The sequence below is a fragment of the Allobosea sp. 10L422 genome (assembly GCF_056395345.1).
On sequence record NZ_JBFTJI010000008.1, the window covers coordinates 104,217 to 117,030 of the forward strand.

General features: G+C 66.5%; 12 protein-coding genes. 2 read left to right on the forward strand and 10 right to left on the reverse strand.

The window, feature by feature from the left end; genetic code table 11:
- Positions 1–99: 99 nt before the first annotated feature.
- Entirely contained in the window at positions 100–1,887 is a 1,788-nt protein-coding gene (locus AC1DEZ_RS16955) for a glycosyltransferase family 2 protein (RefSeq protein WP_476780097.1), read from the forward strand.
- Here AC1DEZ_RS16955 and AC1DEZ_RS16960 read toward each other — a convergent pair.
- The 7 genes from AC1DEZ_RS16960 to AC1DEZ_RS16990 form a co-directional block, all read right to left on the reverse strand.
- The gene (locus AC1DEZ_RS16960) at positions 1,832–2,428 is read right to left on the reverse strand and encodes an SCO family protein (RefSeq protein WP_441509943.1); all 597 of its coding nucleotides are present in this window, start codon (positions 2,426–2,428) and stop codon (positions 1,832–1,834) included. The two genes, AC1DEZ_RS16955 and AC1DEZ_RS16960, sit on opposite strands and share 56 nt — an antisense overlap.
- Positions 2,429–2,461: 33 nt before the next feature.
- The gene (locus AC1DEZ_RS16965; protein ID WP_476780098.1) at positions 2,462–2,638 is read right to left on the reverse strand and encodes a hypothetical protein; all 177 of its coding nucleotides are present in this window, start codon (positions 2,636–2,638) and stop codon (positions 2,462–2,464) included.
- Between the two features lie 141 nt (positions 2,639–2,779).
- Positions 2,780–4,213, reverse strand: a complete 1,434-nt coding sequence (locus tag AC1DEZ_RS16970) for an amidohydrolase family protein (protein ID WP_476780099.1) — start codon at positions 4,211–4,213, stop codon at positions 2,780–2,782.
- Positions 4,214–4,385: 172 nt separating this feature from the next.
- Positions 4,386–5,975, reverse strand: a complete 1,590-nt coding sequence (locus tag AC1DEZ_RS16975) for an ABC transporter substrate-binding protein (protein WP_476780100.1) — start codon at positions 5,973–5,975, stop codon at positions 4,386–4,388.
- Between the two features lie 43 nt (positions 5,976–6,018).
- Positions 6,019–6,930 carry an ABC transporter permease gene (locus AC1DEZ_RS16980; RefSeq protein ID WP_476780101.1) on the reverse strand — a complete coding sequence of 304 codons (912 nt, stop codon included), beginning with the start codon at positions 6,928–6,930 and terminating at the stop codon, positions 6,019–6,021.
- Positions 6,930–7,871 (reverse strand): ABC transporter permease, encoded by a 942-nt coding sequence (locus AC1DEZ_RS16985; protein ID WP_441509948.1) that lies wholly within the window; start codon positions 7,869–7,871, stop codon positions 6,930–6,932. The genes AC1DEZ_RS16980 and AC1DEZ_RS16985 overlap by 1 nt, the downstream gene beginning before the upstream one ends.
- A gap of 15 nt (positions 7,872–7,886) precedes the next feature.
- Entirely contained in the window at positions 7,887–9,533 is a 1,647-nt protein-coding gene (locus tag AC1DEZ_RS16990) for an amidohydrolase (RefSeq protein ID WP_476780102.1), read from the reverse strand.
- A gap of 324 nt (positions 9,534–9,857) precedes the next feature.
- Between AC1DEZ_RS16990 and AC1DEZ_RS16995 the strand changes: the two genes are divergently transcribed.
- A complete protein-coding gene (locus AC1DEZ_RS16995; protein ID WP_441509950.1) occupies positions 9,858–10,436 on the forward strand; it encodes a cupin domain-containing protein in 579 nt (192 codons plus the stop codon).
- Between the two features lie 24 nt (positions 10,437–10,460).
- Here the strand turns inward: AC1DEZ_RS16995 and tam are convergent, their stop codons facing one another.
- From tam to AC1DEZ_RS17010, 3 genes are read right to left on the reverse strand one after another with little or no spacing between them, the layout of a single operon-like run.
- Positions 10,461–11,246, reverse strand: coding sequence for a trans-aconitate 2-methyltransferase (gene tam, locus AC1DEZ_RS17000; RefSeq protein WP_441509951.1), 786 nt, complete (start codon positions 11,244–11,246; stop codon positions 10,461–10,463).
- Positions 11,243–12,022: a class I SAM-dependent methyltransferase gene (locus AC1DEZ_RS17005; RefSeq protein WP_476780103.1), complete on the reverse strand. Its 780-nt coding sequence runs from the start codon at positions 12,020–12,022 to the stop codon at positions 11,243–11,245. The genes tam and AC1DEZ_RS17005 overlap by 4 nt, the downstream gene beginning before the upstream one ends.
- A 3-nt stretch (positions 12,023–12,025) precedes the next feature.
- A complete protein-coding gene (locus tag AC1DEZ_RS17010; protein ID WP_476780104.1) occupies positions 12,026–12,811 on the reverse strand; it encodes an ABC transporter ATP-binding protein in 786 nt (261 codons plus the stop codon).
- Positions 12,812–12,814 lie beyond the last annotated feature (3 nt).

Here is a 12,814-nt window from a genome sequence, read left to right on the forward strand (position 1 = left end):
GATCCCGGACTCGCGACTGCGGGTTTTCCGGTCGAAATCGCTTTTCTCGCGCGGCACGGCGTAGCCCCTGCCGCGCTGAGGCGGGCAGCCGAGCGCGCCATGCGCAACCGCACCGATCCCGCGCGCGAAGCCATGGCGCTCGGCCTGATCGACGAAGTCGGTTTCTACCGTGCGTTGGCGGCCGAGATGGGCCTATCATTCCGATCCACTCCCCCGTCGCTGCTGCCGGGTGGCGGATATGGCGCGATCCTGCGCCAGGGCATCGCGCCCACGGAGGAAGGGACCTCGCTCCGCTTCGTACTCGCGCCGGAAGGGCCGGCGCTGCGTCGAATGCTCGAAGGCGGCCCGCGACGGCGCGCGGATATCGCGGTGACAACGCCGCGCCGCTTCGCCGAGGCCTTGCGCCGTTCCAATGCCGCCGAACTGGCGCGCCATGCCGCTGGGCTCGACGAGACCGGGCTCCTCCGCGACAGCGCCCGCACCGGCGCCGGCCGCGGCCAGGTGATCGCCACGGGCATCAGTCTCACTGCGGCGGCGATCGGCGGCATCTTCGCGCCGCTCGAAACGTTCTTCGCGCTCGCCCTGCTGCTCGGCCCGCTCTTTCTCGGCCTCATCATGCTGCGCCTCGCGACCACGATCGAACGCACGACGCCCGATCTCTGGCAAAGCCATCGGTGGCGCGTCGACGATGCGCGCCTGCCGGTCTACACGGTCGCCGTGCCGATGTACCGCGAGGAGGCGGTTCTGCGGCAATTGACCGATGCGCTCTGCGCCCTCGACTATCCGCCAGCCAAGCTCGATATCCGCCTGCTGATCGAGGCCGACGATGCGGGCATGCGCACGGCGCTGGCAAAGATGGCGCTGCCGCCGCACTTCACCGTGACGGTCGTGCCGCCGGGCGTGCCGCGCACGAAGCCGCGGGCGCTCAATCTCGCGCTGCTCGAAGCCCGCGGTTCGCTGTTCACCATCTTCGACGCCGAGGACATCCCGGACCGGCAGCAGTTGCGCATGGCGGCAGCACGCTTCCTTGGCGCGCCACCTGAACTTGCCTGCCTGCAGGCGAGGCTCGTGATCGACCACGCCGAGGAAGGCACTCTCCCTGGCCTTTTCGCCCTCGAATATGCCGGGCTCTTCGAGGTGCTCAACCCCGGCCTGCTTCTGTTCCAGCTGCCGATTATGCTGGGCGGCACCTCGAACCATTTCCGGACCGAGGTGTTGCGCAAGGTCGGCGGCTGGGACGCCTGGAACGTCACCGAAGATGCCGATCTCGGCCTGCGGCTGGTACGCGCGGGCTATCGCATCTGCGATCTGCCCTCGACGACGCGTGAGGAGGCGCCTCTGACGATCCTGGCCTGGCTCAAGCAACGCTCGCGCTGGATCAAGGGTTACATGCAGACCCTGGTGACGCATTCGCGCAACCCGCTCGCGCTGCTGCGAGAGGCCGGTTTGAGCGCGAGCTTTGCCTTCCTGTCGCTGACTTTCGGCACGATCGCGACAGCGCTGGGCTATCCGGTCTTCGCCCTCGCCGCGCTGCTCGCCTACTGGGATGGTTCGCTGTTCGCCCCGGTCGGCACGTTCGCGACCGTCACCTCGACGATTGCCCTCTGCGTCTGGCTTCTCGGAAGCGTCGCACTTTTCGCGCCCCCGGCGGTCGGCGCGCTGCGCAGGGGCTCACCCGGCCTGCTCCTGCTGCTGCCGCTGCTGCCGCTCTATTACGCTTTGGTCTCGGTCGCCGCCTGGATGGCGCTCTACGAGTACTTCAATCGCCGCTTCGTCTGGAACAAAACCGAGCACGGGCTGGCGCGCCGGCGCGCGCCCGTCGAGGCGCCGGCTACGAGTGACGCAGCCATTCCGCTGCAGCCTGTGCCGGAGTCTGCTCGATATTGAACGCGCCGATGAAGCTGCCGTCCTTGCCCATCAGATAGACCAGTGCGGTGTGGTCCATCGTGTAGTCGCCATCCTTCAGCGGCACCTTCTTGGCGTAGGCGCGGTAGGCCTTGACCACGGCGTCGATCGCCGGCCGGTCGCCACTCAGGCCAATGATGCGGGAATCGAAGGAGCCGAGATAGCTCTTCATGGTTTCCGGCGTGTCGCGCTCCGGGTCGACGGTGATGAACAGCGCCTTGAGCCTCTTCGCCTTGTCGCTCTCGCCAGCGGCCCGCAGCGCCTCGGATATCTCGAAGAGCTTGGTCGGGCAGACATCCGGGCAATGGGTGAAGCCGAAGAAGACCAGGAACGGCGAACCCTTCAGATCCGTGTCCGAAAGCGGCGTTCCGTCCTGCGTCGTCAGCGTGAAGGGGCCGCCGACGCTCGCGGTGCCGCTCCCTCCGCCCTGGCGACCAGGCGCGAAGGTCAGGATCGCAGCCGCGGCCAGCGCGAGCGCGCCGGCAAGGAACACGACGAGAGGAAGGACGATACGGCGGTTCACGAAGAGCTTCCCGGAAGAGCGGACTACAAGCCGCTAGAAACACGCGACGATGGCGGCGATGAGCCCGTCGGTGAAGAGCCGGTCCCCCTCGCGCCACCACAGCAGCAGGCCCGCCAGCAACAGCCCGAAGAAGCCGCCGCCAAGCAACAGAAGCCCGTTGCGGCTCGAAGAGCCCGCCCCGGCTTGCGCTGTCGGATCCACCTGCACCATTCCGCCACCCTATCGCCAGCCGGCGCCGCCCGAAAGCGGGCGGCGTGACGCAGGGGCTCACAATGCGGCGATGCGGCCATGCGCAAGGCACAGCCCGGGCTGGCCGCCGCACGACGACGCGGCCCGGGCTCTGCCGCCGGCTTACTTCACGGGGAAGGTCAGCGGCGAATAGTCGGTGACCGGACGCTTGATCCAGTCATTGCCCGGTGCCGCAGCTTCCGTCCGCTTCTGAGCTTCGTGGAGGCGCAAAGCCGCCGCGGGATAGTCCATGGTCAGGACGGTGCCGTCGCGCACGACGAGCTTCCCGTCGACATAGACGCGGTCGACCGCGCGCTCGGCAGCGGCATAGACCATGCTGCGAACGGGGTCGCGGTGCGGCTGCATCATCGGGTGCCTGAGATCGACCATGACGAGGTCGGCCTTGCAGCCGGCTTCAAGCCGCCCGATGTCGTCGCGGCCGAGCGCGGCAGCGCCGGCCGTGGTCGCGGCCTCGAAGATGTCGGTGGTGGTGAGCGTACGCGGGTTCTCCGCCATCAGCCGGGCGACATAGCCGACATGGCGCATCTCCTCGAGCATGTTATGCGGATAGGTGTCGGTGCCCAGGCCGATCCGGACGCCGGCGCGGCGATAACGCCCGAAATCATCGAGCGCGATGCCGCGACGCATGAAGACCGTCGGGCAATGGGCGACCATGGTGTCGGTCTCGGCGAGCAGCGCGAGGTCGCGGCGGCTGTGCCAGCCGAGGCGCGGATAATCGTCGAGGAAGATGCCGTGGCCGACGATGCTGGTCTCGCCGAGGACGCCGAGCTTCTCCAGCCACTGGATCGGCGTCACGCCATGGCGGCGGGTGATCTCGTGGAACTCGACCGTCGACTGGGCGGCGTGGATCTGCCAGGGCAGGCCGCGACGCCTGGCTTCGGCGTAGCTGTCCTTGATCAGGCCCTCGCTGCAGGTGTCGATCTGGGCGGGGCAGACCATGCCGAAGAGCCGGCCGGACGGGTGCTTCTGCGCCTGCTCGATGACGTCGAAGGCGGTCGCCATGGCAGCGGCACCGGCCTTCTCGTCCCATTCGTATTCCACGACATGGCCGTTCTTGGTGTACCAGCGTGCCGAGCGGAACATCGGCGAGACGCAGACGCGCAGGCCGCTATCGGCGGCCAGATCGAGCCAGCCGGGATGGGCGACCGAGAGATCGGCGAGCGTGGTAACGCCGGAGAGCAACAGTTCGGAATAGGCGACCTGCACGCAGTCCGGCACCGCCTCGGCATCGGGCCGCAGGATCGGCATGAACTCGTAGAGCGAGGAATTGTAGAGCGCGGGCGAGCCGAGCTCGTCGAGGAAGCCCTTGTTGAGCGCCTCGCTCGAGGGGTGCGAATGAATGTTGACGAGGCCGGGCATGACCATGCGCCCGTGGCCGTCGACGGTCTCGTCGGCCTGCCCCTCATAGCGGGCGCCGACATAGCGCAGCGTGCCATCCTCGAAGGCGACATCGGCTCCGCGCAGATAGACATGCCGGGCGGCTTCCGCATCCCAGGCGACAACGACGTCGGCGTTCTTGATGACCGTGATCGTCATGATGTTCCCTCCTCAGAGCATTCCCGCGCCGCTTCGAAGCGTTGAAATTCTCTATCCCTTTGTTTTGACGCATTTTCTTCACGCGAACCGGTAGCCACTTCGCTCGAAAATGCTTCTCCAGCCAGACGTCGAAAAAGCGCCGCGCGACCGGGGCCACGCGGCGCTGAGGAAGCTAGCGCTTCAGCTTGATATCCAGCCCCTTGTAGAGGCCGGCGCCGTAGATGCCGTGGGCGCGCACGCCCTCGACCCGGTCACCCGCGACCACCCAGAGCGGCTGCGACGCCAGCGGCACCCAGACATTCGCCTCGGTGAGCTGGTTCTGCACGGCGCCGATCGCCTGCTTGCGCTTGTCCGCATCGACGGCGGTCGCCGCCGCCTTGAGCAGCTCGTCGGTCTTCGCGTCCTTCCAGTTCATCCGGTTCGGCGTCGGTGCCTGCCGGCTGGCGAAGTAGAGGTTCAGCGCCTCGGTGGCCGTCACATAGGGGTAGGACATGTAGAAGGCATCGAACTCCTGCGTCGCGAGCTTGCCCCAGGCGACGGTGGCGTCCCAAAGCTGGATCTTCAGGTCGATGCCGACCTTGCGCAGATCGGCCTGCATCGCCTCGGAGATGCGCGGATTCACGTCGTTGCGGATGCCGTAGACGATGAAGGTTGCCTTCTGGCCGTCCTTCTCGCGGATGCCGTCGGCGCCCGGCTTCCAGCCAGCCGCTTCCAGCACCTTGATGGCGCGGGCGGCGTCATGCTTGGGCATCTTGCCGGCCGAATCCTTGTCGTAGTCGAGCACGGCCGGGTTGAGCAGCGAAGGCAGCGCGGTGCCCTTGCCGAAGAAGATCGCCTTGGCGATGGCCTGCTTGTCGACGGCCATGTTGACCGCTTCGCGGATCGCCGCGTCCTTCGAAACGGGCTTGTCGACCTTGAAGCCCATGAAGATGTCGTAGATGTAGTTTTCCTGCCGCTGCACCGTCATGCCCGGGATGCGCTGCATCGTGTCGAGCGCGATATAGGGCATGTAATAGGTCACGTCGGCCTGCTTGGCCTGGATCGCGGCCATCAGCGTGTTCGACTCGGGAATGACCTTCCAGACGATTTCGTCGATCTGCGGCTTCGGGTCCTTGTAGATCGGCGGGCCCCAGCTGTAGTGCGGGTTTTTCTTGAGCACCAGCTCCTGGCGCGGGGTCCATTTCGACCAGCAATAGGGGCCGGTTCCGTTGAAGCCCTGCACGCCGAAGTTCGGGCCGAGCTTCTCGACCGTGTTCTTGTCGACGACCGAGGCGAAGGACAGCGCCATCTGGAACAGCAGGTCGCTATAGGGCTCCTTCAGCTCGTAGATCAGCGTGGAATCGCCCTCGGCGCGGATATCCTTGACCGGTCCGCCACGGAAGGAGACGGGCGACTTGTTGGCCGGGTCGGTCCAGCGCTTCAGCGAATAGACGACATCGTCGATCGTCATCGGCCGGCCGTCGCAGAACTTGACGTCGTTGCGCAGCTTGAAGGTGTAGGTCATGCCGTCCGGCGAAACCGTCCAGCTGTTGGCGAGGCCGGGCTTGATCGTCTTCATGTCGAAGTCGACCGTCACGAGCGTATCCGCCATCATGTAGAGCACCTCGGCGGCGGCCGTGGCGGTGGTGCGGATCGGATCGTAGTTGTCGGCGTCGATCACGCGCAGGATCGAGAGCGGCGCCTTCTGCTGCGCCAGGGCCGGCATGGCGGCCAAGGTCGCGGCAGCAGCACCGGCCAGAAGCAAGGTGGATCGTTTCATCATCGGTCTGGTCCCCTTTTGACGTTTCTTGACTGGAATGAGCGGCTTACTTGCGCAGCTTCGGATCGAGAGCGTCCCTCAGCGCATCGCCGAGCACGTTGAAGGCGAGGACGACCGCGAAGATCGCGAGACTCGGCAGCACCGAGACATGCGGCGCGAAGAACAGAAAGTTGCGGCCGTCGGCGGCCATCGCGCCAAGCTCGGCTGTCGGAGGCTGGGCGCCCAGTCCAAGGAAGGAGAGCGCCGCGCCGAGCAGAATGACCTGGCCGAAGCGCAAGGTGACGAAGACGAACATCGCCGAGAGGCAGTTCGGCAGGACATAGCGCAGGATGATGCGGAGATCGCTGAGGCCGAGCGAGCGGGCCGCCTCGATATAGCCCTGCTGCAGCACCACCAGCGCCGAGCCGCGCACGACGCGCGCCATCAGCGGCACGGTCGCGATCGAGAGCGCGATGATGACCGCCGTCAGCCCGGGCCCGAAGATAGCGGCGATGGCGAGGCCGAAAAGGATGGCCGGGAAGGAGAGCAGCACATCCATCAGGCGCATCAGGACGCCCGAGAGCTTGGGATAATAGGCCGCGGCGAAGCCGATGACGCCACCGATCAGGCAGCCGAAGATCACCGAGGCGCTACCCATGAGCAGCGTCGTCCTGAGGCCGAAGAGCAGGCGGGTGATCATGTCGCGGCCCTGCCCGTCCGTGCCGAGCAGGCCCATCTCGCCCGGCGGCTTCAGCGTGTTGGCGAGGTCGTTGCCGTAGGGATCGGTCGGGGCGAGCCAGGGCGCGAACACCGCGCCGAGGATCGCGAGCACGACTAGGGCGAGCGCGATGCAGGCGCCGACATCGGAGAGCAGCATCCTGAGCACCGTCTTCCGGCGGACAGGCGTGGCGGCGGCCACACTCACGGCGGCTTCCACCGCGCTGGTGCCGGGCTGGAGCGGGCTGGTGACGGAACTCATCAGGCGCCCCTCACACGTGGGTCGAGCACGGCATAGAGGACGTCCACCGCGAGATTGACCAGGATGAAGCCCAGCGACAACACGATGATCGTGCCCTGCGCCATCGGCAGGTCGCTCGACAGGATGGCACCGACCGCGAGCCGGCCGATGCCCGGCCAGCTGAACACGGTCTCGGTCACCACTGCGCCGCCGAGCAGGAAGCCAATCTGCAGGCCGATCAGCGTGACGACCGGCACCAGCGCATTGCGCAGCGTGTGCCTGATCAGCACAACCCACTCAGCCAGCCCCTTGGCGCGGGCGGTGCGAACATGGTCGGCGCCGAGTTCGTCGAGAACCGAGGTACGGGTCATACGTGCGACCGGGCCGACGAAGACGCCGCCCAGTGTGAGCGCCGGCAGGATGACGCCCTGCAACCCTTCCCAGGTCCAGAGCGGGCCGACGCGGCCGGTGAAGGGCAGGATCGGGTATTTGAAGCCGAAGAGCCAGATCAGGCCGAGCCCCAGAAAGAAGACCGGCAGCGAGACGCCCGCGACCGAAACCGCCATGATCGCGCGATCGAGCAGCGAGCCGCGGAAATAGGCGCCGAGCGTGCCCAGCAGCATGCCGAGCGGGATCGCCCAGACCAGCGATGCGAACATCAGCTCGAGCGTCGGGCCGATGGTATTGCCAAGCTCCTGCACGACCGGGACGTTGTTGATGATGGAGACGCCGAGATCGCCCTGCGCAAGGCGCCCGATATAGATCAGGAACTGCTTCCAGAGGGGCTGATTGAGCCCCAGCTCCTGACGGATGGCCTCGACGACGTCCTGCGTCGCGGTCGGGCCGGCGCGGACCTGCGCCGGGTCGGTCGGCACCACCTGCATCAGCAGGAAGCCGATCAGCAGCACGCCGAGCAGGACCGGGAGGACCAGCAGCAGCCTTTGCAGCGTATGTCGGAGCATGAAGTGGTCCCCGGCCTATTGCGCGGCAGCGGCAAGCTGACCGTGACGGTCGAAAACGACCTCGCCGCCGAGCAGCGTCAGGTCGCAACGCACCTCGTTCTCGACCGCTTCGACCGGAACCGAGAAGATGTCGTGCGAGAGCACGGCGACGTCAGCGAGCTGGCCGGGAACGAGCCGGCCGAGCTTGTCCTCGGCGAACTGGGTGTACGCGCCGAGAAGCGTATAGGCGTGGACCGCCTCCTCCATGCTCAATCGCTCGGCGCCGCCTATCACCGTGTGGCGCTTGGTCTGGCGGGTGACCATGGTGAAGAGGTTCTTGAACGGATCGGTGGCGCAGACCGGCGCATCCGAGCTCGCCGCGGCGTGAAGCCCGGCATCAAGCCATTTGCGCATCGGATAGGAGGCACCGGCGCGCTGCTCGCCGAGATTGATCACGTAGAGATCGCCGAACTCGTAGATGAAGGCCGGCTGCGGCACGGGGTCAATGCCGGCCGCCGCCATGCGCGCGAGCTGGCCGTCGGTCAGGAAGCCGCAATGCTCGATGCGGTGGCGGCGCCCGCGGATCGGGTACTCGGGGCTGTCCGCCTTCTCGATACCGGAGAGCACCTGCTCGATCGCGGCGTCGCCGATGGCGTGGATAGCGAGCTGGTAGCCGAGCTTGTGATAATGCGCGAGATAGCCGTGCATATCGGCGTCGGAATAGATGAAGATGCCGCGATTGTCGGGGTCGCCGACCAAGTAGGGCTCGCTCATCGCGGCGGTCAGACCGCCGGCACTACCGTCGCCGAAGACCTTCATCGCGCCGTAGCGCAGCAGGCCCGTCTCGCGGCCGAAGCGATAGCCGGCCGCATGCGCCTCGTCGCCGATGCCATCGGCATTGCCGTAGATGCAGACCCAGGTGCGGACCGGCAACGTGCCGGCGCGCGCGACCTCCTCATAGGCCTCGATCTCGGCCATGCCCGCGCCCATGCCGACACCGGCATCCATCACGCTGGTGAAGCCCTGCGCGAGCATGTAGTGGCCGGCCTTCTCGATCGCTGCCTTCAGCTCGGCAATGCTCGGCTGCGGCATGGCCTCGACGATCAGCCGCATGGCGCTCTCGGCCAGCAGGCCGGTCAGCTTGTTGTCGCGCCGCTCGATCAGGCCGCCAGCCGGGCTGGGAGTATTGTGGCCGATGCCCGCGGCCGCCATGGCCCGGCCGTTGACGACGCCGACATGGCCGCAGGTGCGCTTGATGTAGACGGGATTGTCCGGCGCTATGCGATCCAGCTCCTCGGCCGTGGGATGGCGCCCCTCGGCGAGTTCGTTATGGTCGTAGCCGCGGCCGGTGACCCATTCGCCGGGCTTCTTGCCTTTCACCGCGGCAGCGATGCGACGCAGGATTTCGTCGATGCTGTTGACGCCTTCCTCAGGGCGCAGATTGACCTCGCCCATGGCGAGGCCAAGCGGCAGCAGATGCATATGCGCGTCGTTGAGGCCGGGAATGGCGACGCGACCGGCGAGATCGACGACCTTCGTTCCCGCGCCCTGCAGAGCGGCAATCTCAGCAGCCGATCCGGCTGCGAGCACCTTGTCGCCCGCGATGGCCAGCGCTTCCACGAAGCCTTCCGCCAAGCCGCAGAAGATGCGGCCATTCAACAAAACGGTCTCGGCCTGCGTCATCGACCCTGTTTACCCTGTTTTCCCTGTTGAATTCTCGCCAGGGGTCTTGGCACGCGACTAGTATTCGGCAAGCAGCTACCGTCACATGGGAACGAAACATCGCTTCCACGCGGTCCTACCGGACAGGATCAAGAATTTAGTCTGGACGGCCTGCTCTAAACGCGAAAACTATTCCACTCCGCCGGTTCCCCATGACACTATTTTCTTATTGGCTTTCCGTCAGCATTGCTCAGAATATTGAGCATGGCAAGGGCCGTCGAGCGGGCGCGCCCTGCATGACGCGCAGAAACGACAAGGCGCGCAAAACGGGGAGGCTGAACAGCGATGAGCTTTGATGTCGGCGGAAGGCTGAAGGAAATAAGGCTCGCAGCCGGGCTTTCCCAGCGCGAACTTGCGGCGCGCTCGGGCGTGACACACAGCCTGATCTCGCTGATCGAGCAGAATCGGAACAGCCCGTCGGTGGCGTCGCTGCGCAAGATTCTCGACGGCATCCCGATGAGCATGGTGAATTTTTTTGACGAAGCCCGGGCGCCGAAGGACAAGGTCTTCTTCGAGGCGCCGGACCTGCTCGACCTCACCTCGCGGCTGCATCAGGTCAATGGCGGCGAAAGCCGGGGGCAGATGTCCTTCCGCCAGGTCGGCGATGCGCAGGCGCACAACCTGCAGATCCTGCACGAATCCTACGAGCCCGGCGCCGATACCGGCATCGCGATGCTCAAGCACGATTCGCATGAAGGCGGCGTCGTGCTCGCCGGAGAGCTCGAGATCACCGTCGGCGACCAGGTCAAGGTGCTCAAGCCGGGAGACGCCTATCTCTTCGACAGCCGCATCCCGCATCGCTACCGCAATATCGGCACGGAGCGCTGCATCGTCGTCAGCGCCTGCACGCCGCCCTATCTCTAGGCCGCGTGCCCGGCGCCGGCAGCGTCAGCCCTCGCGAACCGCGACGATGAACAGGCGCGGGAAGCGCAGCAGCACCTTGCCGTCCTGTTCGGGCGGATAGGCCGGCGCAATGCGCGCGAGATAGCGCGTGAGGAAGACCTCCCGCTCCTCAGCCGTCAAACGGTCGAGATAGGGCTTGAGCCCCGTGCTCTTGAACCATTCGGCGATGGCTTCGACGCCGGCGAGCGCATGCACATAGGTCGTCTGCCAGATGTCGACCCGGCAGCCTGCGGCCATCAGCCAGCGGCGGTAATCGCCGAAGGAACCGATTGCCGAGCGCTCCGCCTTGGCGGTGGCCAGCCGCACTGCCCAAGGCCCTTGCGCCGCGACCTCGCGCATCGCGACATGCGAGGGCTCAGCGAGATTGTTCGGCATCTGCACGGCGAGGCAGCCGCCCGGCTTGAGCGAACCTGCCAGCCGCGGAAACAGGCCTTCATGGTCGGGCAGCCATTGCAGCACGGCATTGGCGAAGATCAGGTCGTAGCCCGCCGCATCCGACCATGAGTTCACGTCGCCCAGCACGAAGGACAGGTTCGGCAGGCGTTTGCGTGCCTTCTCCAGCATGTCCGGCGAGGAATCGAGCCCCTCGGTCGCGGCACCCGCAAACCGCTGCGCGACCAGTTCGGTGCTGTTGCCGGGGCCGCAGCCGAGATCGATGCAGCGCTTGGGATCGCCGAGCGGGACCCGGGCGAGAAGATCGATCGACGGGCGCGTACGCTCATCCTCGAAGCGCAGATATTGTGCGGCGTCCCAGTCGGGCTTTGCGGTCATGCCGAAGGCTTCCGTGCGAGCAGGGCGAAGCGGGTCGAGGATGCCAGCCGGATCGCGTCGTGCAGCGGAGCAGCTCGCTGCTGCTCGCGAACGACCTGGATATAGTCGGCCGGGACGATATCGACGAAGCCCGCGGCCTTCAGCATCTCCTCGAGACGCTGCCGGCTGAGGCCGTCCTTGAAATAGAAGCGCTTGGTGATCGAGGCATGGGTGTCCGCGTCGATCTGGTGGACGGGCGCTCCGCGCCTGTCGCGCAACCAATTGCCGAAACGGTTGACCAGGGCCTGCCAGCGCGTGCGATTGACCCAGTCGCCGTCGATGACGAGCAGCCGCCCGCCGGGCCGCAAAACCCGGAACCATTCTCCAAGAGCCGCCTCCGGATCGGTCAGCGTCCAGACGAGATGGCGGGTGATCGCCGCATCATAGCTGGCGTCGTCGTCGAGCAAGTGCTCGGCATCGCCGAGCCGGAAACGCGCCGCCTTGCCATGCTTGGCGCGGGCGCGCTCCAGCATGGCCTCGGAGAAGTCGAGCGCGGTGACACGGTGGTTCAGCGAAAGCAGCGCACGGGTGATCTCGCCGGTGCCGCAGGCGAGATCCAGCACGTCGAGCGGTGCGGGGCCGAAGGAATCGCGGATCAGGCGCTGGAAGGCCTGCAACTCCCGGTCGGATTTGATCGCATGGCCGAAGGAAAGATCGAAGCTCTCGGCCCGCGCCGACCAATAGGCCCGGATCTCTTCCTTCAGTGTGAAATTGTCGTGCGGAGCGGAAGCGGACATGGCTCAATGAACCTGGATATAGGGCTCGACCAGAAGCGTGCCTCGGCTGGAATGCTCCAGATGCACGCCGACCGCATATGTCTCGGAGACGGCCGGATGCGCAAGCACTTCGGCCGGTGCGCCCGCCTGGGCGATGCGTCCGCCGTTCATCACGAGGACACGATCGGCGAAGCGCGCCGCGAGCGAAAGATCGTGGATCGCCACGACGGTAACGATGCCGCGCCGGCGCGTGGCCTCGCGGATCGTCGCCATTACGTCGAGCTGGCGGCGCACGTCGAGCGCGCTCGTCGGCTCGTCGAGCAGGAGCACGTCGGGCTCGCGCACCAGCGCCTGGCCGATGGCGGCGAGCTGGCGCTGGCCGCCCGAGAGCGTGGCGATGTCACGCGAGGCGAAGGGAGCGAGGCCTAGCTCCGCGATCACCGCCTCGACGGCGCGTATATCCTCGGAAGAGGCCGCGAGCGCGAAACCGCGATGCAGGCTCTTGCGGGCGAGCAGGATGATGTCGAAGACCGAGAGCGCCACGCGCGCGTCGGTGTCCTGGGCGAGATAGAAGACCTTGCGCGCGCGTTCCCGCGCCGGAAGCATCGCAAGGTCGCGATCGTCGAGCTTCACCATGCCTGCCTGCGGGGCAAGCAGGCCAGCCGCGCAGCGGAACAGGGTAGACTTGCCCGAGCCGTTCGGACCGACCAAGGCGGTCAGTTCGCCGCGCGGCAACTCGCCGGTGCCCAGCCCTTGCAGGACAGGCGTGGCGCCATAGCGGAAATCGAGATCGCGGATTAGCAGCGCCACGGC